Source organism: Ruegeria sp. THAF33 (assembly GCF_009363615.1).
Taxonomy (GTDB): Bacteria; Pseudomonadota; Alphaproteobacteria; order Rhodobacterales; family Rhodobacteraceae; genus Ruegeria.
Map to the genome: position 1 here is coordinate 23,767 of NZ_CP045384.1, position 23,004 is coordinate 46,770.

23 protein-coding genes and 1 pseudogene are annotated in these 23,004 nt (G+C 53.4%); 20 read left to right on the top strand and 4 right to left on the bottom strand.

Going from position 1 to position 23,004, the window contains the following annotated elements; genetic code table 11:
• Positions 1-124: 124 nt before the first annotated feature.
• The 8 genes from FIU92_RS00110 to FIU92_RS00145 all read left to right on the top strand — a co-directional run bounded on the left by FIU92_RS00110 (position 125) and on the right by FIU92_RS00145 (position 8,148).
• On the top strand, positions 125-1,132 hold the full coding sequence (locus FIU92_RS00110; protein WP_152456629.1) for a tripartite tricarboxylate transporter substrate binding protein: 1,008 nt from the start codon (positions 125-127) through the stop codon (positions 1,130-1,132).
• A 57-nt stretch (positions 1,133-1,189) separates the two neighbouring features.
• A complete protein-coding gene (locus FIU92_RS00115) occupies positions 1,190-1,939 on the top strand; it encodes a hypothetical protein (RefSeq protein WP_152456630.1) in 750 nt (249 codons plus the stop codon).
• 4 nt (positions 1,940-1,943) lie between these two features.
• The gene (locus FIU92_RS00120) at positions 1,944-3,455 is read left to right on the top strand and encodes a tripartite tricarboxylate transporter permease (protein WP_152456631.1); all 1,512 of its coding nucleotides are present in this window, start codon (positions 1,944-1,946) and stop codon (positions 3,453-3,455) included.
• Positions 3,455-3,742, top strand: a complete 288-nt coding sequence (locus FIU92_RS00125) for a putative quinol monooxygenase (RefSeq protein ID WP_152456632.1) — start codon at positions 3,455-3,457, stop codon at positions 3,740-3,742. Before FIU92_RS00120 ends, FIU92_RS00125 begins: the two co-directional genes overlap by 1 nt.
• Positions 3,739-4,536, top strand: coding sequence for an N-acyl homoserine lactonase family protein (locus tag FIU92_RS00130; RefSeq protein WP_152456633.1), 798 nt, complete (start codon positions 3,739-3,741; stop codon positions 4,534-4,536). Before FIU92_RS00125 ends, FIU92_RS00130 begins: the two co-directional genes overlap by 4 nt.
• The gene (otnK, locus tag FIU92_RS00135; protein ID WP_152456634.1) at positions 4,533-5,810 is read left to right on the top strand and encodes a 3-oxo-tetronate kinase; all 1,278 of its coding nucleotides are present in this window, start codon (positions 4,533-4,535) and stop codon (positions 5,808-5,810) included. Before FIU92_RS00130 ends, otnK begins: the two co-directional genes overlap by 4 nt.
• A complete protein-coding gene (gene otnC / locus FIU92_RS00140; RefSeq protein ID WP_152456635.1) occupies positions 5,807-6,448 on the top strand; it encodes a 3-oxo-tetronate 4-phosphate decarboxylase in 642 nt (213 codons plus the stop codon). The genes otnK and otnC overlap by 4 nt, the downstream gene beginning before the upstream one ends.
• Positions 6,449-7,173: 725 nt before the next feature.
• Positions 7,174-8,148 (top strand): adenylate/guanylate cyclase domain-containing protein, encoded by a 975-nt coding sequence (locus FIU92_RS00145; RefSeq protein ID WP_152456636.1) that lies wholly within the window; start codon positions 7,174-7,176, stop codon positions 8,146-8,148.
• A 239-nt stretch (positions 8,149-8,387) separates the two neighbouring features.
• On the opposite strand, the gene FIU92_RS00150 is transcribed toward FIU92_RS00145, so the two are convergent.
• Positions 8,388-8,606 (bottom strand): hypothetical protein, encoded by a 219-nt coding sequence (locus tag FIU92_RS00150; protein ID WP_152456637.1) that lies wholly within the window; start codon positions 8,604-8,606, stop codon positions 8,388-8,390.
• A gap of 211 nt (positions 8,607-8,817) precedes the next feature.
• Between FIU92_RS00150 and FIU92_RS00155 the strand changes: the two genes are divergently transcribed.
• The 4 genes from FIU92_RS00155 to FIU92_RS00170 all read left to right on the top strand — a co-directional run bounded on the left by FIU92_RS00155 (position 8,818) and on the right by FIU92_RS00170 (position 11,970).
• Positions 8,818-9,318, top strand: coding sequence for a Dps family protein (locus FIU92_RS00155; RefSeq protein ID WP_152456638.1), 501 nt, complete (start codon positions 8,818-8,820; stop codon positions 9,316-9,318).
• 50 nt (positions 9,319-9,368) lie between these two features.
• The gene (locus FIU92_RS00160; protein ID WP_152456639.1) at positions 9,369-9,653 is read left to right on the top strand and encodes a coiled coil domain-containing protein; all 285 of its coding nucleotides are present in this window, start codon (positions 9,369-9,371) and stop codon (positions 9,651-9,653) included.
• A 44-nt stretch (positions 9,654-9,697) separates the two neighbouring features.
• Positions 9,698-10,963, top strand: coding sequence for a DUF2254 domain-containing protein (locus tag FIU92_RS00165; RefSeq protein WP_172978439.1), 1,266 nt, complete (start codon positions 9,698-9,700; stop codon positions 10,961-10,963).
• Positions 10,964-11,241: 278 nt separating this feature from the next.
• Positions 11,242-11,970: an SDR family NAD(P)-dependent oxidoreductase gene (locus FIU92_RS00170; protein ID WP_152456641.1), complete on the top strand. Its 729-nt coding sequence runs from the start codon at positions 11,242-11,244 to the stop codon at positions 11,968-11,970.
• A 49-nt stretch (positions 11,971-12,019) separates the two neighbouring features.
• On the opposite strand, the gene FIU92_RS00175 is transcribed toward FIU92_RS00170, so the two are convergent.
• A complete protein-coding gene (locus FIU92_RS00175; RefSeq protein ID WP_152456642.1) occupies positions 12,020-12,775 on the bottom strand; it encodes an N-acyl homoserine lactonase family protein in 756 nt (251 codons plus the stop codon).
• Between the two features lie 152 nt (positions 12,776-12,927).
• On the opposite strand from FIU92_RS00175, the gene FIU92_RS00180 reads away from it, so the two are divergent.
• The 3 genes from FIU92_RS00180 to FIU92_RS00190 all read left to right on the top strand — a co-directional run bounded on the left by FIU92_RS00180 (position 12,928) and on the right by FIU92_RS00190 (position 15,924).
• On the top strand, positions 12,928-13,941 hold the full coding sequence (locus FIU92_RS00180; RefSeq protein ID WP_254705329.1) for a pyridoxal phosphate-dependent aminotransferase: 1,014 nt from the start codon (positions 12,928-12,930) through the stop codon (positions 13,939-13,941).
• 183 nt (positions 13,942-14,124) lie between these two features.
• Entirely contained in the window at positions 14,125-14,598 is a 474-nt protein-coding gene (locus tag FIU92_RS00185) for a DUF427 domain-containing protein (RefSeq protein WP_152456644.1), read from the top strand.
• Between the two features lie 84 nt (positions 14,599-14,682).
• The gene (locus FIU92_RS00190) at positions 14,683-15,924 is read left to right on the top strand and encodes an AarF/ABC1/UbiB kinase family protein (protein WP_254705330.1); all 1,242 of its coding nucleotides are present in this window, start codon (positions 14,683-14,685) and stop codon (positions 15,922-15,924) included.
• Between the two features lie 175 nt (positions 15,925-16,099).
• Here FIU92_RS00190 and FIU92_RS00195 read toward each other — a convergent pair whose 3' ends face one another.
• Positions 16,100-16,639, bottom strand: a complete 540-nt coding sequence (locus FIU92_RS00195; RefSeq protein ID WP_371419723.1) for a thiol-disulfide oxidoreductase DCC family protein — start codon at positions 16,637-16,639, stop codon at positions 16,100-16,102.
• A 671-nt stretch (positions 16,640-17,310) separates the two neighbouring features.
• Between FIU92_RS00195 and FIU92_RS22975 the strand changes: the two are divergent.
• From FIU92_RS22975 to FIU92_RS00215, 5 genes and pseudogenes are all read left to right on the top strand, one after another.
• Positions 17,311-17,667: pseudogene (locus FIU92_RS22975) on the top strand (deoxyribodipyrimidine photo-lyase); the annotation flags it as partial.
• 111 nt (positions 17,668-17,778) lie between these two features.
• Positions 17,779-18,852 carry an FAD-binding domain-containing protein gene (locus tag FIU92_RS00200; RefSeq protein ID WP_254705382.1) on the top strand — a complete coding sequence of 358 codons (1,074 nt, stop codon included), beginning with the start codon at positions 17,779-17,781 and terminating at the stop codon, positions 18,850-18,852.
• A gap of 5 nt (positions 18,853-18,857) precedes the next feature.
• A complete protein-coding gene (locus FIU92_RS00205) occupies positions 18,858-18,989 on the top strand; it encodes a DUF2256 domain-containing protein (protein WP_371419754.1) in 132 nt (43 codons plus the stop codon).
• The gene (locus FIU92_RS00210; protein ID WP_152456648.1) at positions 18,986-20,230 is read left to right on the top strand and encodes an FAD-binding domain-containing protein; all 1,245 of its coding nucleotides are present in this window, start codon (positions 18,986-18,988) and stop codon (positions 20,228-20,230) included. The genes FIU92_RS00205 and FIU92_RS00210 overlap by 4 nt, the downstream gene beginning before the upstream one ends.
• A 3-nt stretch (positions 20,231-20,233) precedes the next feature.
• Complete coding sequence (locus tag FIU92_RS00215) at positions 20,234-21,727, top strand: cryptochrome/photolyase family protein (protein WP_152456649.1); 1,494 nt, start codon at positions 20,234-20,236, stop codon at positions 21,725-21,727.
• A 166-nt stretch (positions 21,728-21,893) separates the two neighbouring features.
• On the opposite strand, the gene FIU92_RS00220 is transcribed toward FIU92_RS00215, so the two are convergent.
• Positions 21,894-22,826, bottom strand: coding sequence for an SdiA-regulated domain-containing protein (locus FIU92_RS00220; RefSeq protein ID WP_152456650.1), 933 nt, complete (start codon positions 22,824-22,826; stop codon positions 21,894-21,896).
• Positions 22,827-23,004: the final 178 nt, after the last annotated feature.

Consider the following 23,004-nt stretch of genomic DNA (forward strand, 5'->3'; position numbering starts at 1 on the left):
CCTTCCCGTTTTGCATTCATAGCGCGATAGCAGCTTCCACTACAGTCCGTTGACAATGCATTCTTTAATGTATACGCAAATAAATGCAACAATAAACGCGAAGTTGTTTTGGGAGGACTTGGAAATGAAACTAAAGCTAGGGCGGTTAGCGGCCGCAGCCGTGATGGCGACCGGGATCGCAGGGGCAACTGCCGCGCAGGATTATCCCTATCGTGATATCACCACAGCTGTGGTCTGGGGGGCCGGTGGCGGCACGGACACGATTAACCGAATGATCATGGCCGAGATGGAAAAACACCTTCCGGTCTCGATCAATGTGATCAATCAAACAGGTGGGGTCGCAGGCTCCAACGGCATGGTCTATGTCATGAACCAACCAGACGATGGTTATACATTGGTCGGGCTGTCAGAATCGAATGTCACGGCCGCTGTGCAGGGGGGGTGGGACAAGAAATTTGATTTTTGGTACCCGTTCATTGTTGGCGGATCACCTGATCTGATCTCGGTTCCAGCGGACAGCCCTTACAATACGCTGGAAGAACTGGTCGACGCTGCCAAAGCTGCTCCGGGTACTATTCCAGCAGCGGCTTCCGGTGCAGGTTCGATCCACCACTTGAACCTTCTGGCCATCGAAAAAGGGTCCGGTGCAGAATTCAAATTTGTTCCATACAAAGGCTCAGCACCCGGGCAGGAAGCGGCGATAGCGGGTGAAGTTGCGTTGGTTGTGACTTCACTGGCTGAACAGGCCCCATTGATCGAGGGTGGCCAATTGAAACCGCTTGCGATGTTGACGCCCGAAGATGCGCAGATTGCGGGCACAACAGTGCCATCTGCCTTTGGCATCTATGACGGGCTCGACCAGTATCTGCCGCTCAAACAGGCCATCGGGTTTGCAGTTCACAGTTCAGCCGGAGATGACGTAAAGGCTGCGCTTGGCGATGCGTTCGAGCAGGCGATTGCGTCCGACACCGTCGCTGAATGGGCTGCGGCAAACAACTACGATGTCGGCGGTCAGCACGGCGAAGAAGCTCAAGAATTGTTTGCGAACCTTGAGGCTACCTTTGCCTATACCTTGCAGGACCTTGGTGCTGCCACTGTCGATCCGGCCTCGCTGGGTATCGAGAAGCCCTAATCCGATCAATTTTGAAAGGGCGCGTTCGATCGCGCCCCTTCCTGAAGGAGGCAGGCCATGGACAAACCTGACGAAACACTGATCCTGCGGACGCGCGATTTTTGGGCATCGATTGTTCTTATCACAGTGTCCCTCTTTTTCCTTTGGAAGACATTGGACATTCCACTTTGGGGTGAAAACCGCGCCGGTGTAAGTGGATCGGATTGGTACAACTCGGCTGCAATTGTACCGTTATTCATCTTCGGCGGGATACTTGTTCTTTCCTTCGTTTTGCTGGCTATTTCGGTCCGTTCGGGCGGAGCTCAAAACGCGTTCAGTGCCTTGGGGATTGGATGGGAAAAGTCGGAAGCCTATCGAGCTTCAACAATAGGCCTGATCCTTCTTGCATATGTCGTCGGACTGGTTCCCAGAGTGGACTTCATTCTGTGCTCTGGGTTGCTGATCACGGCTTTGACTTACGGCTATTACGGGGGTCATGCGCGGCGTGCTTTGGTGGCCTGTGTCGCAGTTGTCGCTGCCGGTTTGTTTGCGTTCGCCGTGTTTCCTGCTCAGGCGGATTGGAATGAACACGGTGATGATTGGTTTACTTTGGCCGTTTGGGTCACGCTTACACTTGTGGTGTTGACCAAAGCGGTTACTGAACGCGTTTTGCGGTTCGTTCCAGTGGTGGCGATACTTGCCCCGCTCATCCTTGTAAGCGCGATGGCCTTTGTTTTCCGGCAGAACGTTCCCGCGCGCGGGGGGCTGATCTTTAAGCAAATCGAATACCAATACTACGTGACGCTTCGTCCGCTTTGGAAAGACTGACCGGATGGACTTTATCCTATCGCAACTGGCTGGATTTGGGACTGCATTCCTGGGCCTGGCAGCGGACCCGCAAACCTATCTGTATTTGATTGCATCCGTATTCCTGGGCATCGCATTCGGAGCATTGCCCGGACTTACGGCAACCCTGGCAGTGACGATCCTGACGGGATTTTTTGGCAACAAGATCCCATTGGACTATTCACTCATCGCATTGCTCGGCGCCTATGTTGGCGCGATTTACGGCGGCTCTTACCCCTCAATTCTATTGAACATTCCGGGCACAGCAGCCAGCGCGGCGACGGCAATGGATGGCTACCCTCTGGCCAAAGCGGGTCGAGGGGGCGAAGCACTAGGGCTCACCACGACGGCCAGTTTCATCGGCACAGTAATCGGGACCATCACGCTTTTGATTTTCGTCTGGGCGCTGCTTTTGGTTTCAAAGAACATCGCAAGCCCGGAGAAAGCATTGTTGGCCCTGTTCGGCATTCTGCTTTCTGGCACTTTGATGAGCGAAGACCTGGTGATCAAGGGATGGATCGCTGGTCTGATCGGGCTTGCGATGTCCATGGTGGGGCTTGACCCTCTGTTGTCTGAACCACGCTATACTTTCGGCTGGTCTTACCTGATGAGCGGATTTCAGGTCGTGCCAGTTTTGATGGGGGCCTTTGCCATTCCCCAAATCATTGACGGTTTGAGGCACGTTGAGGCCGGGAAAGTTCTGGCCCTGAAAGGCCGTATTGTTCCAAACCTTCGCTCTATTCGGCGCTACCTACCGACCATTGGCCGGTCAGGAGTGATCGGAACCGGGGTAGGAGCACTTCCCGGAGTGGGCGAAGACGTCGCCGGTTGGGTCAGCTACGGTGTTGGCAAGACCGTATCTGCCGAGGGCGACAAATACGGAAAAGGCTCTTTGGAAGGTCTGTTGTGCTCTGAGACTGCAAACAATGCCTGTATTGGTGGTGCTCTGATCCCGCTTTTGGTGTTGGGCATTCCCGGTTCGCCACCGGCCGCCGCTTTGATGGGCGCTTTCAAAATCAACAACGTGATCCCAGGCCCGACGATAGACCCCGAGATCATTCTGCGCGTGGTTGCAATTTTAGTGCTGGCGTCACTGACGATGTTCCTTATGGGGCTTTTCACCGCTCGGGTCTTTATCAAAATACTCGCCATCCCGCAGACCATCTTCTTGCCCGTCGTTATGGTTTTGACAACAATTGGGTCTTTCAGCGTTGGTGGGGGCATCAATGATCTCTATCTGATGCTTGGTGTGGGTGCCGTTGCCTATTTCATGAACCTGATGAAATACCCAATCGCCCCGTTGGTGATTGGTGTTATTCTGGGCGGCCTGTTTGACGAAACCTTCCGCCGGTCGCTGTTTCTGTCGGATGGGGATCTTTCGGTCTTCTTTTCACGACCCGGTGCGGCCATTCTTCTGGTACTCAATATTGGTCTGATCCTCAGCCAACTGCCTGTCGCAAAGCGCGCTTTCTCACGCCTAAAAGGAATTTCTGTCTGATGTTTGCGGTTACTGTCACCTTCACTCTCAAGCCCGGTACGAGAGACACCTTTTTACCGCTGATGGTCGAAAACGCTTCAACCTCTCTGCGTGAAGAACCCGGATGCCATCAGTTTGACGTTTGCCTCGGTGACGATCCCGAGACGGTGTTCCTCTACGAGGTTTATGAGGACGCTGCCGCGTTCGGCGTTCACCTCGAAAGCCCGCATTTCAAGTCCTTCGATGCTGCGGTGGCTGATATGATAGAAGCCAAAGCTGTTCACCAGTATTCCGAGGTCATCCGATGAACGATTGGGAAATCCACGCCGTCAAATATGCAGATCGCAATGCCCGCACTCGGCGCGATAGCTTCATCTTGGATGACAATCACGACGCGCCTCATGCGATGGATTATTTCGTTTGGGTGCTCAAACGCGGCGACAAAGTCATTCTGGTCGATACTGGTTACGATAGCGGCGAGGCCACTGCCCGGGGTCGTCCCATCGCGATGGACCCTCGCGAGGCTTTGCGGCCCTTAGGTATTTCGCCCGAAGCGGTGACCGATGTCATCGTGACCCATCTTCATTATGACCACGCGGGGGGGCTGCATATGTTCCCTAACGCGAAGTTGCATATGCAATCGGCGGAAATGGCCTTCGCCACGGGCCCCTGTATGTGCCACGATCATCTGCGTGCGCCTTTCTCGGCGGGCCATATTTGCGAGGTCGTAAAGCGTCTCTATTCAGGCCACGTCATATTCTACGACGGAGAAGCCGAGATAGCTGATGGGGTCACGGTGCACTGCATCGGGGGGCATTCGCGCGGGTTGCAATGCGTTCGGGTAAGGACGTCAGGCGGGTGGATGGTTCTGGCCTCGGACGCCTCGCATTACTACGAGAATTTCATGGCGCGCAAAGCTTTTCCCATCGTCGTCGACCTGCAGGACATGATGGATGGTTTCGAGACGCTCGAGAGGTTGGCTTCGCATCCTCGACTCATAGTGCCCGGCCATGATCCACTTGTGCGCGAGGTTTATCCCATCGGAGCAGCACCGCATATCCATAGGTTGGATCCAGGGCCGACGAGGGACATCAAATTATGAAGATCGGCGTCATAGCGGACGACTTCACTGGTGCGAGTGATATTGCGAACACCTTGGCAAAGGGCGTTGAGCCGGAAGGTGGGTTACGAACGGCTCAGTTTACAGGCATTCCAACTACCCCGGCGGACGAGGCGATCGAAGCGGGTGTGATCTCTCTCAAAAGCCGCACTGCACCCGTCGATGAAGCCATTGCAGATAGCGTGCGCGCCCTGCGCTGGCTCGCGGATCAAGGATGCGGTCAGTTCATTTTCAAGTATTGCTCGACCTTCGATTCCACGTTGGCGGGAAACATCGGCCCCGTTGCGGAAGCGTTGGCCAATGAACTGAGTGCGCAAAAGGTGGTTTTCTGTCCGGCCTTTCCCACCACGGGGCGTACCGTCTATCAGGGACATCTTTTTGTGCACGGCAAGCTGTTGCACGAGTCTGGGATGGAAAATCACCCTCTTACTCCGATGACGGATGCAAACATCCGGCGATGGTTGCAGCGTCAGACCGAAGAAGCGGTCGGGTTGGTGCCCATTGACGCCGTGAAGCAAGGATCCGAGGCGATTGCTGCTGCTTTGAAGAGCGCCGACGAACGATTTGTGATTGGCGATGCGATTTCGGATGAAGATTTGTTGGCCTGGGGCGAAACTCTAAAGGATGCCAAGCTCATTACTGGGGGATCGGGTATAGCACTGGGGTTACCAAGAAACTTCTTGAGAGGGGCTTCACCCAATAGTGCTGGCAGTGTGTTCCCTGGTTTCACGGGGCCCGAGGCGATCCTTGCGGGGTCTTGCTCAGGCGCTACTCGTGAGCAGATCGATGTTCATGCGAGTTCCCATCCGACCTTCGCAATTGATGTTCCGGGCGTCATTTGCGGAGATGTGACCACGCAAACGCTTTTGGAATTCTTTGAAACGCACTTGGGTCAGGCGCCGCTCGCATATTCGTCGGGAAACCCGGAAGATGTGCGCGCGATCCAAAACCAATTTGGTCAGGAAGAAGTAGCAGAAAAGCTGGACAATCTCTTTGCAGATACCGCGCGAGAACTTGTCCTGACGGGGTACAAGCGATTGGTGGTGGCAGGAGGGGAGACGTCGGGCGCTGTCGCCAAAGCCGTGTCTGCGGCACTGGGGTCTCCTGCCATGTCGGTTGGGCCAGAGATTGACCCGGGCGTGCCGGTCCTGAGCGTTGGAAAAACCGAACCCATCGCGCTGGCGTTGAAGTCTGGAAACTTTGGCGCTCCGAACTTCTTTTTGAAGGCTCTCAGAATGATGGAGGCAGGCACATGAAATCTGAAGAATTGGTATTGCGGCAGCAGATGTCGGAGTTATGTGCCTCGCTGTTTGAGCGTGGATTTTCCGTCGGCACTGCGGGCAATGTCTCCGCTCGTCTACACGACGGTATCCTGATGACGCCAACCAACTCAACTTTAGGAAATATCAAACCCGAGCGCATCGCCAAGATTGATTTGGATGGAAACCACGTCTCTGGCGACAAGCCGACCAAAGAGGTTTTTCTGCATCAGGCCTTTTATGAGACTCGACCAGAAGCGGGCGCGGTGGTTCATTTGCACTCGACCTGGGCCACCGCCCTGTCGTGTCTGGAAGACACCAATCCAGATGATTGTATTCCTCCGCTGACGCCGTACGTGGTGATGCGCGTCGGCACGGTCAAACTTGTTCCATACGTCAAGCCGGGTGATCCGAAATCTGGTGACCTGATCCGCGAACTGAGCGGTAAATACAGTGCTGTACTGTTGGCCAACCACGGACCCGTCGTCTCGGGAAAGGATCTTTTCTCAGCGGTCTGTGCAGCAGAAGAGTTGGAAGAAACGGCCAAGTTGCTCGTGGCACTGCGGGGGATGCCAACCCGAACGTTGGATGCAGAACAAGTCGCAGAACTCAAAGAGACATTCGGAGGGATTTAATCCGACGCCAAATACTGACTGTGCAGACTTTTGGGCAAATCGTGCAGGGCTATGGGCGTTAAACTTGAGTTTAATGAACGGAATCTATGGCAAGAAAGCCGCGTTTTGAGGCACCTAAGCCCGGTGTGGCTTATCAATTGCGGGCGTTCTTTGCTGGCCGAATGCAAATACTGCACCGGTCTCCGACTAACGCTTATGCTCTCAATGTCTCATTTCTCACGGGTGACCGGGACTTCAGTTTAGATGACAAAAATTAGATTTCGGCGGAGCGTGCGGTTCAAATACAGGGGTGTTTTTGATGAACTGTGGGCGGAACTTGCGGCCTAGCTGCTTCTTCAGCCACCGGATCTCGGAATCCAAAGCACGCAGCTTCTCGTCAGACAGTTCCATGCCGCCATACTTCGATTTGTATTTGTGGAAGGTGCTCTGGCTGATCCCAAAGTGCTTGTAAACATCCCCGTCTTCTCGCAGGCTTCTTGTTCGTTGATCATCTGAATGATCTGTTCGCCGATGAATCCCACGTGCACTTGTCCGTCCTTTAGTTGACCAGACTCTACGCAAAACTGGAGGAGATTTACGGGCTCAGGTCATGTCCTGAAGAAACACAAAAGTCTTGATCTGACCAAATCCCGGCGGCAGCATTGACCTGCGTTGTTCGAAAAATGGGGATACCGTTTGCAAGGCCTTCTTAGTTTCTTCCCATGTAGAGTCTCGGGTTGCTTGCGATGATACATTCCTCACCTGAACTGCTGGCAGTTTCCAGGCGTTGGTACGAGATTCTCAGAACCAAAAAGAATACTGAGGAATTGCGGAACTTTCTGTCGAAAGCAGAAGAACTTCGGTTCGTTGGAACCGGCGAAGGCGAGTATTGGAGCGGGCAAGCCGTTCGTGATGGGGTTAGCGGCTTTTTTGCGGAAATCCCGGCACCGGTCGTTTTCGAAGAAATTGAAGCGGAAGCCTTCGAAAACGGAGAAACGGGATGGTCATCCTTTGTCCATAAGATTCAGTTTGTCGGCTTTGATGAAGCCGTCTTCTATCGCACCGTCCTGATTTTTGTCCTGGAGGGAGCGGCCTGGAAGATCATCAATCGCCACGCTTCAGTACCCACTCCGAATATTGAACTTGTGGGTAAGGAACAGCTGGCCATCCAAAAACTGATTGATGCCGCACGCGATGAAGGGCCCGAGCTGACCCAAACCGAAGGTTTAGCTTCGGTACTTTTCACTGATGTGGAGGGCAGTACGGCATTGGCAGAGGCGTTGGGTGATCAGCGTTGGTCGGTGCTGATCGAAAACCATTTCCGGGTCTTGTCGGCGATCATTGAAAAGCATCATGGCCAGTTCGTAAAATCCCTTGGAGACGGAACGTTGTCCGTCTTTCCGTCTGCGAAAGAAGCATTAGCGGCTGCCATCAAAATTCAGAAGGCCATTGCGTCGGTATCCGAAGAGCCGTTTTTCGGTATTCGTATTGGAATTCACACTGGCGATGTCGTGCAATCACGTGGAGATTTTTTCGGTACCGTGGTCAACAAAGCGTCACGCATTACAACGGCTGGTGTGGCAGGTGAAATACTCGTTTCAGATGTGACCCGCGCCATGGTTGCCGGACAGACCGGTTTTTCGTTTTCCGGCCTAGAACCCAGACTGCTCAAAGGGCTCCGTGGACACCACGTACTGTATCGGCTCCAGTGGAATAATTGAGCGTTGACTTCACCTTAACTCGACAGGTCGAATGGTTCCCTCGCGAAGCAGGTGGGTACAAAGCACTGTATTGCACAGTACAGAAAATCGCCAAAATACTCCGGTGGATTGCGGCTATCGCCCTACTGTCACGTGTGCAGTATGCAACAAGATCAGCATACAATTTCTCGCGTGCCGGATGGTTCGGTTGGGTCAGTGTCACGTCCTTCCAAAGACGAGATGCGCTGTGGATGTTTCTATCACTCGTCCACGACACGAAACTCACCGGATGGCGCGTCAGTAGGTGGTTCTTCGAACTCATTGGAAATCAGACCGCGACGGATAAGTTCACGAATGGCGGCCGCTCTGGATGGCAGTCTGTTCTCGAACCGCCAATCATCGATGGCCTTAAGCTCTTCGAGGTCGAGCATCAGTTGCAGTTTTTCAGTGCGCTTTGGTGGTCGATTTTGATCAGACACTGGCATGACCTCAGTAGCTTACGTCAGTTACTCCAAGCATGTATGGCAATGGGCCTGTGTGTCTACATCAATGTTGGCATGTTGGGCTGGATACCCATGATCATGAAGCGCCCCATTATGCGTGGCATACCTATAATAAGTATATGATTTTATTTGAAATTTACCATTTTATCCCTAGTATCTACTCTGTAAGAAACGAAATGGAGTGAAAATGATACAGCAAGTTTTGAAGTCTGAAGTTCAGGAAGAAACGAACGATACAGGCATCGACAAAAATGCGTGGATCGCCAACGCGGTGACGGAAATACTGGCCGATACAATGATCCTGATGGTGAAAACGCAAGGCACACATTGGAACGTCGTCGGCCCGCTATTCCTGCCGATCCATGAGCTTACAGAGCGTCAGTATCGTGACCTGTTTGAGGCCGCTGATGAATTGGCCGAGCGCGTGCGCGCGTTGGGTCAGGTGGCACCGATTTCGTTCACTGACATGGTTAGCCAGGCAAAGTTGACCGAAGAAGAAACGTTCAAAGACGCAGAAGGTATGATCAAGCAGTTGGTTGCAGACCATGAAGCGATCGCCCGAAACCTGCGTGAGACTGCCGCGACCGCCGCCCGTTATGGCGATGGAGCTACAGAGGATCTGATGAACGCCAGGATGGCCAAGCATGAAGAAGCAGTCTGGATGCTCAAGGCGATTGTTGCGGCCTAGTGGGCGGCTCCCGTCGATCTGAACCACCGTTTGAGAAGAAAGGAAAACTCATGACACGTGTTGGGTACGAGAAAAAGGCACAGCTGCAACTGGATAGTTGGAATGCCCAGATTGATGTTCTTGAAGCCAAGCTGAAAGTGGCGGAAGCGGATGCCAAGATCGAGCTCGAGGAACAACTCAGCAAGCTCTACAAGGTAAGGTCTGACGCAGAAGCTCAGCTGAAAGAGTTGAAGTCGACCAGCGACGAGGCCTGGGAAGACGTCAAAGAGGGCTACGAGGCTGCATGGAATGACATGCAGAGTGCTTTGAAAAAAGCGGCCGACCGGTTCGCGTAAAGCAGGGTTCGTCAAGAAAGCGCGTGTTGGGAATGGGGACTGGAATGCAAACACCCAGAGAATTAGTGAGGTATTTTCGCGGGTTCCTAACCATCCCTGCCGCCATAAGTCTTTCAGGTCTCGTGGTGGCTGGGATTGTCTTCAAGACCGAGCAAGCGCTTGTGACGTGGGGTTGGTCCGCTTCCGATTGGCTCAGCGTTTCGAATCGTACTGCGAGCGATGTACTGAGCGCAATCTCGGCAGCATCCATGTCCGCATTGGTCATGGTCTATTCCATTGTTCTTCTGGTCTACACCTTGGCAGCTGGATCTATTGGCCCCAGGCTCTTGCAGCGCTTTGGCGAAGACAGGGTAAATCAGATTGCAGTTGGTTCACTTGGAGCAACGTTTTTATACAGCTTGATGCTCTTGTGGTTGGTACGCGATGACACATCAGTGAACCTAGCCGTGGTGGTTGGCATAATCTATTCGATCGTCTCAGTTCTATTGCTGCTGCTCTTCGTCCATACAGTATCGACGCGCGTAACCATTGATCAGGAGGCGGCGCGGATTTCTGAAGCCTTGGATCGCCAAGTGAGCACCGCGATCGAAAACAGTGCAGATATTCCATCCTCAGAGGCAATCCCCGAGAAGGGAGACAAGCGCCCGGTCCCGGCTTCGGGAACTGGTTATGTGAACTCGATCAACACCGAAGAACTGGTGCGTGCGGCCAAACAAGCAGGAGCAGTCGTCGTTTTTGATGTGCAGCCTGGTGACTTTATGGTTCCATCGGACATTTTGGCCAATGTTCATGGTGATATTGATGAGAGCCTCAATGATCTGGTGCAAGCGGCAGCTCCGTTGATCCCCGCGCGAGACCCTAACGGAGATATCCGTTTTTCTGTCCATCTTCTCGTTGAAATCGCACTTCGGGCATTATCGCCGGGTGTCAACGACACGTTCACCGCAATTGTCTGCATCGACCGTCTATCGGCCTCTCTGGCCCGTGCGTGGTCGTCCAAGCTCTGCACGGGTGTGTATCGAGATGACGACGGAGCCGTGCGGGTGGTTTACCCATCCATCACGGCACAGTCGTTGTTTCACGACTCGATGCCAGCTCTAAGACGCGCCGCTCGGGGCAATGGCCTCGTGACGGCCGCCCTTATTCGAGCTTTGGTGCGCATTGCTGAAGCGGCTCCAGAAAAGGAAGCGTGGGCTGTTGTAGATGAACTAACCGCAGTCAGAGATGAGACCCGAGAAAGCGACATGCTGGAGCGCGATATTGATAAGTTTTGTGGTCAAATCGAAACTGCAATGCGAGGGCTTAGTTAAACTTCCCTTACGCGCGTAGTCCCGTTCTGCGGGGGAGAAGTGCGTGGGCCATCCGCAGTGATATCGAGAAGAACTTGAGTGCCGGGCTTGCCTTCAAGTTAAAAAAGACGGCAAGCAGGTGATGAAAGCAGACAGCAGGGAATGATCGCATAAAGCCCAAAACGGGCGGGCACTGAATTCAAGTAGAATTGACTTTCCCAGCTTTCAGATAAAAGGGTTGTGAGTTTCCTTCTTTAACTCGAAGTACCCCAATTCATGCCAAGGTGGGAGGAGTTGCTATGAAAACAACGGTTGTGACTGGCGCCGCGGGAGGGATGGGGAAGTCCATCTGCCGCCAATTGCGGGCAGATGGGGTCCACGTCGTTGGACTGGACCTTAATGAAGGGGGTCTGGACGAACTGGCAACAGAATTGGGCCCAGATTTCACGCCGATCTCCGTTGACCTAACGGATTCCATGGCTATCGCTCAGACGTTTGATGGCATTAAGTCAGCGCACGGCGGTCTGGATGCTTTGGTAAACAACGCGGGCACCTGCTTCATGTCCGACTTCCCGCACATTCCGCCCGAGGAACTCGAAAAACAGATGGCAATCAACTTTAACTCTGCGTTCCATTGTTGCCAGCAGGCGGTTCAGTTGATGTTGGAACGCGAAGGCATCAAAAAGATTGTGAATATCTCTTCGAACGGAGCTTACAATTTCGATGTGTTCGACCCTCCGCACTACCGGGCGTCAAAGGCAGCAATGGATACCCTAACGAAAGACCTTGCCCGTCGATACGCAAATGAAAAAATCTGTGTGAATTCGCTGGCACCTGCCATGACCGAGACACCTTTGTTCAATGTCTTGACCGAGGAAGTCTTGGAGAAAGCCGTTAGTGCCATGCCGCATGGTCGCGCGATGCGGCCCGAGCAAATCGCCTCTTGGGTCAGTTTTCTCATTTCGCCGGCCGGTGATGTTTCCAGCGGGAACGTGATTATTCTGAATCAAGGGCGCGACGTCAGATAACTGGCAGGCGCGACATCACTTTTCGGGAAAAGTGAGCCACAGGTTGGGATCAACGGTAGACTTCTGGTGCTTTCTTCAGAACGGGCCACTGCTTGGGACAATGCCCATAGATTACAAAGGCATCTCGTTCGGATGCTAGACGCATCAACCTGTCTGCGCTGGCAATCGCGGCATCTTCGTCCCATGAGCCGGCAAACTTATCGTCGATTTCTGCCGGTCGGGAAATTGCATCACTCGTTAACAAAATTGCACCCGAAGGAAGATCGACCATTACTGCGATCTGGCCAGGCGCATGACCGGGTGAGGCCAAAACGAAGATGCCCGGTCCAATCTCTGCGTCGCCTTCAACCAAGAGATAATCCTGATCGGGCCATTCCAAAGGCCGTATATCGCCCCAATACAATGGGCGAGGCAAGGCTCGCTCCGCGGAAGAGATAAGAATTGGACTGCTTGGAAAGTCGCCCAATGCGCCGATATGGTCGATATGAGTGTGCGTACAAATCTGCAATGTGATGTCTGACGGAGTCAGTCCGAGTTTTGCCAGTTGTGCGCATGGCAGATTGTCTGGTTCACACTTCAGGACCTCGCCGAACTCGTCCAATCGATCTTCTTTGACTGCGGCGTCGGTATCGGTCGCGTATTTTTCAGGAAACCCAGTGTCGATAAGTATTGCTTCTCCTAAGTCCGTCCGGACCAGAAACCCGCAGATCCCAATAATGCGGCCGGTGGAATGGACCTTGAACAGCCCGTAGTCCAGAACTGCCAAGTCACTCGGTCGCCCTTTGACAAATCCTTCTGCTTGCACAGACTCTCTCCCTGATTGACTACAAGGATTTTGAGTACAGCATGAAAGTCAAGATACACACACTTTTTCAGTACCTGCTGGATACCACCGAAGCGGATCCAGAAGCTTTCGTTGGGTTTTCCTTGTCAGAGTCGCCGCGTTTGGGTGAGTTCATGGATGCGTTGGACCCAGCACTGCCGCTGGATTGGAACCAAAAAAGCTTTCGGGGCCTGCCTGCTTTACGACGACATGTCTTGGACCGCGCAGGCTTGTCTGATGTTTGCAAACCAGACGATGTTCTGATCACCGCAGGCGCTGCGGAAGCCAATTATCTTGCATTCATGCAATTGGTCCAACCGGGCGACGAAGTCGTAACAGAACGCCCAGGCTGGCCGCAAGTGGGCGTCTTGGCAGAGGCTGATGGCGCGACTCTCAAAGTTGTAGACCGAGAAGAGAGCGCTGGTTGGTTATTGCCGCTGGACGAAGTTGAAGCCGCAGTAACAGCGCGCACGCGGCTCATCTTTGTCACCAACCCCAATAACCCAACCGGCCGCCTGATGACCCGGGCAGAGCTGGAAAGGCTTGTACAAATTGCAGACCGTGTCGGCGCATGGCTGGTTGTTGATGAAGTTTACGCAGGATTGGAATGGGACGGGTCCCGTGCCCCTTCGATTGCCGGTTTGTATCCGAGGGGTATCACGACGGGCAGCGTTTCCAAAGCATTGGGGCTCCAGGGGCTGCGCACCGGCTGGATGATTTGCCGTGATCCCGATCTGATTTGGGATGCCATAATTCTGCGAGAAAACTCTAGCGAGATTATGAATATACTCGGCGAAGTCATTGCCGAAATCGCTTTAAGGCCTGACCGATACAATCAGTCAATGAAAACTGTGCGCGCAGCTGGGATGAAAACACTGGAACGCCTTGATCGGTTTGTTGCCGAACAACCCCGCCTCGATTGGTTCAAACCTCAGGCTGGATTGATTGGTTTGGCACGGCTTGACGGGATTGATGGCGATGTTTTCGCCAAACGCTTGCTCGCCGATCCGTACCGAACATTTCTTTTACCGGGCTCGTCTTACGGGATGCAGAACCACGTCCGACTAGGCGTCGGAGGAGGTGCTGCTGCCAATCTCAACCTTGGCCTAGAGCGCATGGGCGAACTGTTGGCGAACTGGCAGACTTAGGACATTTGTTTTGACGGTTCTGGCTGCAAAGTCGGTCTAACAGTGCAGCCCGATCAAAGCTGATACTAAGCCCAATTGTGGTTCAAGTTCGCCTACCTTGTGTTGAAAGTTCTTTCGCTAGAATAACGCTGTCGGCGCGCTATCTCGCAGAAGGAACAGCCTAATACACAATCCGGGTCCGCAATGACAGCTTTGACGATTGAAGACGTGCAAGACTATCCGCGGCCACCTGCGCTGCGGGAGATGCCCCATAACGTGCGGATAGAGTTTGGCGGTCGAACAATCGTAGAAACCGATCAGGCGTTTCAGGTTCTCGAAACCCACCACGCCCCAACGTACTACATCCCACCGCATGACATTGATGCCGTTCTGACAAAAACCTCGGTCAGGTCATACTGCGAATGGAAGGGCGTTGCGAGTTACTGGGACGTTCAGAGCGGGGCGGCCAAGGCCACAAAAGCCGCATGGAGTTACGGGGAACCAACCACCAGGTTTGAACAGATAAAGGGCTATGTCGCCTTTTACGCCGGTCTTATGGACGGTTGTTTCGTTGGCAAGCATCGCGTGATCCCGCAACCCGGGGACTTTTATGGAGGTTGGGTCACCGAAAATTTGAAAGGTCGCATCAAAGGCTCTCCGGGCACGGAATTTTGGTGAGGATGTATGACTGACCCTAAACCCTCACCAACCTCTTTGGCAGTTCCGACAAGCCGTTTGGTCCGTGTTGCCGGTTTAAGCAGCATGACGGCAGGCATTGCAGGAAACGTGGCAGTACGCGCCCTTCGAGAGATCGGTCGCGGTGCGCGACCCGATATGCGTGGTTTGTTGATGGCCCCAGTTAACGTGACACGGATCGCGGATCAGCTTTCACGCATGCGAGGGGCAGCGATGAAGGTGGGGCAGCTGATTTCGATGGATGCAGGCGAGGTCTTGCCACCTGAGCTGGCTGACATCATGGCACGTTTGCGGGATCAGGCGCATTTCATGCCACCGAAGCAATTGCGTGACGTCCTGAACCGAACCTGGGGTACAGATTGGCGCAAATCCTTCAAAACTTTCAATGTAAGGCCCATTGCGGCGGCGAGTATCGGGCAAGTACATCGTGCAACTTTGAAAGACGGGCGCGATGTGGCGATCAAAGTGCAATATCCCGGTATCGCTCGCAGTATTGACAGCGATATTGCCAATGTGGCCGCGTTGGTTCGAATGTCCGGTCTACTTCCCAAAAGCTTTGATCTGGGGCCGTATATCCAAGAGGCGCGCAGTCAATTACGTGAAGAAACGGATTATGAACGCGAGGGGCGGCACATGCGCCACTTTGCTGACCTCTTGCAGGGTGATGAAGCCTTCGAAATTCCGGAGTTCTTTCCGGATTGGAGCACTCCCGAAGTTCTTACGATGTCCTTTCTGGAAAGTCGCCCTATCGAGACCGTGAGTGATGCGACCAGAGAGGAACGCAATCGAGTCTCAGAAGCCTTGGTCGATCTCACGCTGCGCGAGGTTTTCGAGTTCGGTATCATGCAAAGCGATCCAAATTTTGCCAATTACCGATACAACCCGTCAAATGGGAAGATCAGCCTCTTGGATTTTGGCGCGGCCCGAGCCCTGCAACCATCGGCAATTGATGGGTATATGCATCTGCTGCGTGCAGGCCTGCGGGAAGATGACGAAGAGCTTCGTAACGCTGCCATCCAATTGAAGCTTGTTGAAGGTGATGGCCCGTTCGACGACCGGATCCTCGGAATGATCCGCAGTGTCTTCGACGCAATCCTATCCGCGAATGAATATGATTTTTCTGACCGAACGCTCTCCAACCACCTGAACAAGGAAGGCATGGCCTTGGCCCGGGCCGGGTATATCCCGCCCCCAATGCGAATGGATATTCTTTACCTCCAGCGAAAGATTGGGGGGATATTCTTGTTGGCCACGCGATTGAGTGCCTCGCTGCCTGTAAAGGCGCTTCTTGCAAAGTATGTCATCTGAACGACCTCCATCCTTCCTAACCCAGCAAACCGAGCAATAGCAGAACCCGCGGCACCGATATGCGTGACCAACCCAAAACAAAGCGCGAGTACAATGCGAGCGTTGCCAAGTGCGGGTTCGAGCCCCCGTTTGACGAGCCAAACCAGCCCTTGAAAACGACCATCGTCCAGATTGATCATGTCGACGAACCTGTCCCGTTAGCCGACTTCGCTCCGACCCAAGACGCGATCCTCGAAAGCATCGGTCTTAGGGGCAGGAAGCCCCGATATGCAAGCTCTAGCAAAGGCGTTATCCCCGGCAAGCTTGCCACCCGTGCCAGCCAACGCCATTTAGGTAAAGTGCCCCACAGTTCCGTAAACGCGCGTGCACCGGATACTAGTTCTCCATCTGGTCGACGCACAGTGAAACGATCCATAGCTTCTTGCCGCGTTAGATCTTCATCAATTCGAACATTGGGTTTTGAAACGTCGACAAACCTCAAGCGTTCAGCGCCCTCGCAGGAGGCATAGTGCTCGATCTCAACGGAGCAAAGCGGGCAAGATCCGTCGTAATAAACCGTAGCAAACGAATGATCAGTTGCGGCGTCATCAGATATGAGCGCAACCTCAGCTTTGTCCGTTTTGTCCATTTTGTTTGACCTCGTCTTGTGGGCTTCATCCGTCCCGTTGCAAGACTTAGCGCAGATACCGAAGAAACGAGGGTTCAGCAGTGACATACAGATGCGTTATGAGGCCGCAACTTGTGATGATGCTAGCCAAATTTTAGCGATTGCGTCGCCTGAATAGCAGGCGTGCGGGCAATTTTGTTGAATAAGGTGAGGGGTTTGTAGGTACCTCGCTGTTTTTCGAAAGGCACTGAAAAGTTGCCCTACCGGAAAATGACTACTGCAATCTCACAAGCTCAGCCTCACAAGCTCAGCGGTCGGCGCAGCTCATGATCCACGGGGCTTGATACCGCATAAGTCAAGCTTACTGCCTTCGATGCGCAAACAAGATGGTCCCGTTTGAATACCTCCCTCTTGCGTTTACAGAGCTTTCGGGGCGGATGCTCTGAGGTCCGTTGCAAACCGTGCCTGGTAGCGTTCAAATCGACGGGCTGGTCTCTTTATCCTTTACTCAGAAATCAGACATTATCCTTTACTCAGAAATCAGACATTCAAATAAGACAGAGATGGGCTAACCCGCTCCTTTTTTGGTGGTTTAGGGCCCAGAGCGATCACTTACCAATGTCACCTTTGTCGGGGTCTTTTTCTCTTGGACACATGCCTTGGTTGGGTTCGCGAACGCTTCCGACATTCATGTACCGAAGGCCAATGGCTTCTCTGCAAAAAACCACGTCCTAGCGGAATGCGAGGAAGACTGGAACATAGATCCATTTCTAGTGGCCATGCGTACAAACCTTGAAAACGGAGGTATCGTGCAGGTCGTCTGGTTCAAACGGGATTTACGGGTAAATGATCATCAGGCACTGGCGCAAGCGTCTGAGGTCGGGCCAGTTCTGCCACTCTATGTGGTTGAACCTGAGCTTTGGCAGCAACCTGACGCGTCAACACGGCAGTGGAAGTTTGTTGCTGAGACAATCGCTGAGTTGCGTGATGACCTTGGGAAACTGGGACAACCACTCATTGTGCGCACGGGACAAATTTTGGCGGTCCTTTCCAAGTTAAAAGATCGTGGTCTGATAGACGTACTTTGGTCACATGAAGAAACAGGAAACAATTGGACTTATCAGCGGGACCGTCAGGTAGCTGCATGGTGCAGGGACCACGGCGTGCGGTGGCACGAAGTACAAAACCATGGCGTTCTTCGCAGGCTCAGGTCTCGCGATGGCTGGGCGGAACGTTGGGATCGGTTTATGGCTTTGCCCGTTGCTTCACCAGTTGCGCTTAAGCATATCGACGTAGAACCGGGCTATATTCCCACGGGGCGCGACCTTAGCTTGCGGGATGATACATGTGTTGGTCGTCAAGCCGGTGGACGAGCTGTGGGTTTGGAACGTCTGAGCAGTTTTCTGACCCACCGTGGCAAAAGATACCAACGCGAAATGTCCAGCCCCTTGGAGGGGGCCGTTGCGTGTTCGCGGCTGTCGCCCTATCTGGCTTGGGGTGCGCTTTCGATGCGCGAGGTGTCGCAAGCTACTGAAAATCAGAGACGCCGGTTGCCGCCGCAGGCAAAGGATTGGCGTAAATCGCTTCGCTCGTTTTCGGGGCGTTTGCATTGGCATTGCCATTTTATTCAGAAACTTGAGGATGAACCCCGGATTGAATTTGAAAATCTGCATCGGCTCTACGATGGTCTTCGACCGAAAGCGCCAGATGCCCAGCTCTTGACCGCATGGTCCAACGGAGAAACGGGATATCCATTTCTGGACGCATGCATGCGGTCATTGCAGGCAACGGGCTGGCTTAACTTTCGGATGCGCGCAATGGTGATGGCCACTGCAAGTTATCATCTTTGGCTGGATTGGCGGGCCCCGGGTGAGCATTTGGCGCGCATGTTTACCGACTATGAGCCGGGCATTCACTGGAGTCAGGTGCAGATGCAATCAGGCACCACTGGCATCAATACCGTGCGCATCTATAATCCGGTTAAGCAGGGCTATGATCAGGATCCAGAAGGGTTGTTCATTCGGACATGGTTGCCGGAATTGTCCCAAATTGCGGATCAGCATATCCATGAACCCTGGAAAGCTCACAACGCGAAAGACATCATTGGAACGCTTTATCCAGAGCGTGTTTTTGACCATCTAGCGGCAGCCAAGGCCGCGCGCGAGCGGGTTTGGGGCGTGCGCCGAAGTGCGGAGTTTCGTTCCGAAGCACACGCCATCGTGACAAAACACGCCAGCCGAAAGAATCGGCGGAATCCTCGCAAAGTCGCGCGGGCGTCTCAAAATCAAAAGCAACTCAGCCTGCCTCTGGAGGATCAGTGATGAAGATGCGCAAGAAAGCCGACTTACCCCAGAAGGTTTGCCCGGTCTGCCAGCGCCCGTTCACGTGGCGCAAGAAATGGGGAAACGTTTGGGATGAGGTGAAATACTGCTCGAAAAAATGCAGATCGGCTGCATGACCGAGATGTTTTCAGAACTTGATGAAGCGAAAGAGACGTTCGATTTCAAACCCACACGGACCAACGGTCTTATAAGGCTGAAGCAGTTCGCGGGACGCACCGGGCGCCATTACGCAAGTACGCGAAACTACGATATTGGGACTGAGCGTCGCAGCAATGTATCGGGTTTGTCACCTTGGCTGCGCCACCGTTTGATAACAGAGAAAGAAGTACTGGCAACGGTTTTAGCGTCGCATAATTTCAACGCGGCGGAGAAATTCGTGCAAGAAGTTTTTTGGCGCACGTACTTCAAGGGTTGGCTGGAACAAAGGCCCAGCGTCTGGTCACTGTATCAGCGGGATTTGCTGAGCGCTTGTGAGCGATTAAGGGATGATGAGGGCCTTAAGGCCCGTTTCAATGATGCAGTGAACGGCAATACCGGCATCGACTGTTTCGACCATTGGGCGCGGGAACTGGTGGCGACAGGCTACCTTCATAACCATGCGCGCATGTGGTTTGCATCAATCTGGATTTTTTCACTTCGCTTACCCTGGCAGCTTGGCGCGGATTTCTTTTTGCGACATTTGCTGGATGGCGATCCCGCATCGAACACGCTGAGCTGGCGCTGGGTTGGCGGATTGCACACGAAAGGCAAAATTTACCTCGCGCGCCCTGACAATATTGCCAAATACACTGAAGGACGGTTTCAACCGAAAGGCCTGGCCAAATTTGCAGAACCGCTGACCGAGCCGGTAGAACACCCGCTCGTTCCCCTTTCAAGTCCGCAAATGCACTCAGACAGCCCTTATCTGTTGCTGTTGACAGAGGATGATCTGTCAGCTCATCAATTGATGCCAACATCGCCTGTTGCCAAGATCGGACTTTTGGCGACGCATGGTCGATCCCCAAACCCGTTGGGAGACGTTGTACAGGATTTTGCCAAGGGCGCGATGAGCAGCGTCTTGGAAGCCCACGGAAAACTCGGGCAATCGACCGAGGACTGGTGTGGTACGTTGATCGAGGCAGCACGGAATGCAGGTGTTACGACCATTGCAACAGCCTATGCGCCTGTCGGTCCCACTCGGTCACGGCTGGATCGTGCAGAACCTGTATTGAGAGACGCAGGCCTTTCCTTGAACAGGATAATGCGGCCGTACGACGCTTTAACATGGCCTCATGCGAAGGCCGGGTTCTTCGGCCTTCGAAAGAAGATCCCTTCGCTTCTACGCCAACTGAACTTGGCCACCCAACAAAGACCATAGCCCATGTCCACTGCCGCCCTTTTACTTCCCAACCAATTGTTTGCCCAACACCCGGGCCTGGCCGCCCGGCCCGATACTGTTGTACTTTTCGAAGACCCGCTGTTCTTTGGCGACGCGTATTATCCCGCCACGATGCACAAGCAAAAGCTTTGGCTGCACCGCGCCTCAATGGCGCGCTATCGCGATGGCTTGGTCGCCAAGGGCTTTGATGCTGCGATCTGGCGCTTTGAGCGGCAGCCGGGTGCATGTCTGCGGCTTTTTCAGAACCTGCGTGATCGTGGTGTCAGCCGAGTGATCATGGCTGATCCAGTAGACTTCATTGCAGAAAGACGTTTTCGGGCAGCGGCTGGCAATACCGACATCACGCTCGATATCCAGCCATCCCCCGGCTTTATGAATACGCGGGCCGACAATCTGGATTGGTCTGCCGGTCGAAAACGCTGGTTCATGGCGGAGTTCTACAAGGGCCAACGCCGCCGTTTGAACGTGTTGATGGACAGCGGCCAACCGGCCGGGGGACAATGGAGTTTTGACGAGGAAAACCGAAAAAAAGTGCCCAAGGCGCTGTTGGGCAGCCTGCCTTGGATCGACTGGCCTGCCCATGACGCAGTTGATGAAGCTGCAAAAGCGAGCGTTATCGCTGAATTTCCAGATGCATTGGGTGGCCTGGATACGCTATTTTATCCGACGTCACACAAAGCTGCATCCGACTGGCTGGCGCAGTTTCTGGAACGGCGGTTCGAACACTTTGGCGACTATGAAGATGCTATTGTCGAGGGGGAAAACTGGCTGTGGCATGCCGTTCTTACGCCTGCTTTGAACATTGGCTTGTTGACGCCGAAGCAAGTTTTGGACGCTGCCTTGGCGCATGCTGATCGCAAGGGAATTCCCCTGAACTCGGTAGAAGGATTCATCCGCCAGATCATTGGCTGGCGCGAGTTTATGCGTGCTACCTATGAGAACCTTGGTGTGCAGATGCGCACTACAAACCATTGGGGCCATCATCGCCCTATGCATCGCTCTTTCTACAACGGAACCACTGGTATTGATCCGCTGGACGACACGATCAAAAGGGTGCTCGAAACCGGGTATTGCCACCACATTGAACGCCTTATGGTACTGGGAGGATTTATGTTTCTGTGTGAGATTGATCCAGACCATGTCTATCGCTGGTTCATGGAAATGTTCGTCGACAGCTATGATTGGGTGATGGTTCCCAATGCCTACGCGATGAGCCAGCATGCCGATGGCGGGTTGATCACCACCAAACCGTATTTTTCCGGCTCAAACTACATTCGAAAAATGAGCCATTGGGGCAAAGGGCCCTGGGCAGATATCTGGGACGGGCTTTATTGGCGCTTTATCCTGAAACACACCGATAGACTTGCTGGCAATCCCCGTTGGGCGATGATGTGCCGTACGGCTGGGCGCATGTCGCCAGAGGTCAAAAACAAGCATGTCACGACGGCTGAAGCCTTTTTGCGACGTATGACGTGAACATGAAATTTACCCGCGCAATGTCCTACGCTGGATTAAGGTCGCCTAGTCCCAGCCACACTACAACGGAGGTTCTGATTGAGGCGGACCAAGGTAGATGCTTACAAAGCAAGCTGCAGCAACTTGCGGAAGCCATTATGGCGGTGTGAGCTTCGTTTTCTAGCTATCAAAATTCGGGAATATCAAAAACATACAGTCGCGATTTCTCGGCATCATCTGTCAGGATGTAGAGAAGTCCATTGGGCTCATCCAGGGCGATCCCTTCTGGATGCTTTACAACCTTACGGTCGCCGTCTGTCATATAAGTTAGTTCTATTGTCTCTGCCGTTCTCGTCTCGGGATTGTACAAAAAGATCTGGCGCCCTTTGTCGCTCAGAATCCACAGTACACCTGAGGACGCAGACCAAGCCAATCCGCTTACATCCAGCTCATCGTCATTTACGCGATCGGACATAAAACCAGATTTGCGATCCAATGGGGTGATTTCCTCGATCTCCGTCAGCTCTGGGGACAATACCAGCAACAACCGCGGTTTCCCTTCGATGACCACGAATACTCGCCCAGTGTCCGGATCGACTGTGATGCCCTCAGGCCCTTTGTTCAATGGATTACCGACGAGCATTTCAGCTGCATCCGAATAACCCTTGAGAGTAGCAAGTGGAACCGTTGTAAGTTGAATGGGGTCGGTTGGGTGAACGACTAGAATTGACCGGTCAGTTTCCTGAAGCACCAAAACAGATCCATCTTTTCGCCAAGCGACACCCTCGAGGTCTGATCCCTTCAGTGATGGCAACTTGAAAGAGTTTCCCAATGCCCCGTCGATTCCAAGGAGATGCAGTTTAGGTTCGGCATCGCTGACAGACCACAAGAAGCCTTCAGCGCTGGAAAGCGACAGACCTGAAGGCTCTGAAAACCCTTCTGATTTGTCTGCGACCTTGAACCTATCGACCAGAACCAGATCAGCACTTTCGGCGCATGCAGGATCAGCCCACAGCGGGAAGGCTGCCGCCACTAACCCGGGCGCAAAAGCGAGCCGTCTAAGCATAAAGAAGCTCCGTGAAATTTCAGGTTTTGACGGAAACACTTTGTTTTCTGCCATTCAGTTTTCTCGCCCGTGGATCACATCCCTTTATCGCGTTCTTATCACAACTCAGATGCGATGTCGGAAGAATGCTCATTGAACTCTTTACCTGATCCCGATTGTTGCGATTGAATTGAATGGGGCATGATGTGCCTGTGGTGAAGCCTAAGCCCTTGGCCTGAGCAGGAAGGAAGAA

Excerpts from the sequence above, each read along its gene's own strand:
- FIU92_RS00110 (WP_152456629.1), top strand. The coding sequence starts at position 125 with ATGAAACTAAAGCTAGGGCGGTTAGCGGCCGCAGCCGTGATGGCGACC.
- FIU92_RS00115 (WP_152456630.1), top strand. The coding sequence starts at position 1,190 with ATGGACAAACCTGACGAAACACTGATCCTGCGGACGCGCGATTTTTGG.
- FIU92_RS00120 (WP_152456631.1), top strand. The coding sequence starts at position 1,944 with ATGGACTTTATCCTATCGCAACTGGCTGGATTTGGGACTGCATTCCTG.
- FIU92_RS00125 (WP_152456632.1), top strand. The coding sequence starts at position 3,455 with ATGTTTGCGGTTACTGTCACCTTCACTCTCAAGCCCGGTACGAGAGAC.
- FIU92_RS00130 (WP_152456633.1), top strand. The coding sequence starts at position 3,739 with ATGAACGATTGGGAAATCCACGCCGTCAAATATGCAGATCGCAATGCC.
- otnK (WP_152456634.1), top strand. The coding sequence starts at position 4,533 with ATGAAGATCGGCGTCATAGCGGACGACTTCACTGGTGCGAGTGATATT.
- otnC (WP_152456635.1), top strand. The coding sequence starts at position 5,807 with ATGAAATCTGAAGAATTGGTATTGCGGCAGCAGATGTCGGAGTTATGT.
- FIU92_RS00145 (WP_152456636.1), top strand. The coding sequence starts at position 7,174 with ATGATACATTCCTCACCTGAACTGCTGGCAGTTTCCAGGCGTTGGTAC.
- FIU92_RS00155 (WP_152456638.1), top strand. The coding sequence starts at position 8,818 with ATGATACAGCAAGTTTTGAAGTCTGAAGTTCAGGAAGAAACGAACGAT.
- FIU92_RS00160 (WP_152456639.1), top strand. The coding sequence starts at position 9,369 with ATGACACGTGTTGGGTACGAGAAAAAGGCACAGCTGCAACTGGATAGT.
- FIU92_RS00165 (WP_172978439.1), top strand. The coding sequence starts at position 9,698 with ATGCAAACACCCAGAGAATTAGTGAGGTATTTTCGCGGGTTCCTAACC.
- FIU92_RS00170 (WP_152456641.1), top strand. The coding sequence starts at position 11,242 with ATGAAAACAACGGTTGTGACTGGCGCCGCGGGAGGGATGGGGAAGTCC.
- FIU92_RS00180 (WP_254705329.1), top strand. The coding sequence starts at position 12,928 with ATGGATGCGTTGGACCCAGCACTGCCGCTGGATTGGAACCAAAAAAGC.
- FIU92_RS00185 (WP_152456644.1), top strand. The coding sequence starts at position 14,125 with ATGACAGCTTTGACGATTGAAGACGTGCAAGACTATCCGCGGCCACCT.
- FIU92_RS00190 (WP_254705330.1), top strand. The coding sequence starts at position 14,683 with ATGACGGCAGGCATTGCAGGAAACGTGGCAGTACGCGCCCTTCGAGAG.
- FIU92_RS00195 (WP_371419723.1), bottom strand. The coding sequence starts at position 16,639 with ATGTCACTGCTGAACCCTCGTTTCTTCGGTATCTGCGCTAAGTCTTGC.
- FIU92_RS00200 (WP_254705382.1), top strand. The coding sequence starts at position 17,779 with ATGGCTTTGCCCGTTGCTTCACCAGTTGCGCTTAAGCATATCGACGTA.
- FIU92_RS00205 (WP_371419754.1), top strand. The coding sequence starts at position 18,858 with ATGCGCAAGAAAGCCGACTTACCCCAGAAGGTTTGCCCGGTCTGCCAG.
- FIU92_RS00210 (WP_152456648.1), top strand. The coding sequence starts at position 18,986 with ATGACCGAGATGTTTTCAGAACTTGATGAAGCGAAAGAGACGTTCGAT.
- FIU92_RS00215 (WP_152456649.1), top strand. The coding sequence starts at position 20,234 with ATGTCCACTGCCGCCCTTTTACTTCCCAACCAATTGTTTGCCCAACAC.
- FIU92_RS00220 (WP_152456650.1), bottom strand. The coding sequence starts at position 22,826 with ATGGCAGAAAACAAAGTGTTTCCGTCAAAACCTGAAATTTCACGGAGC.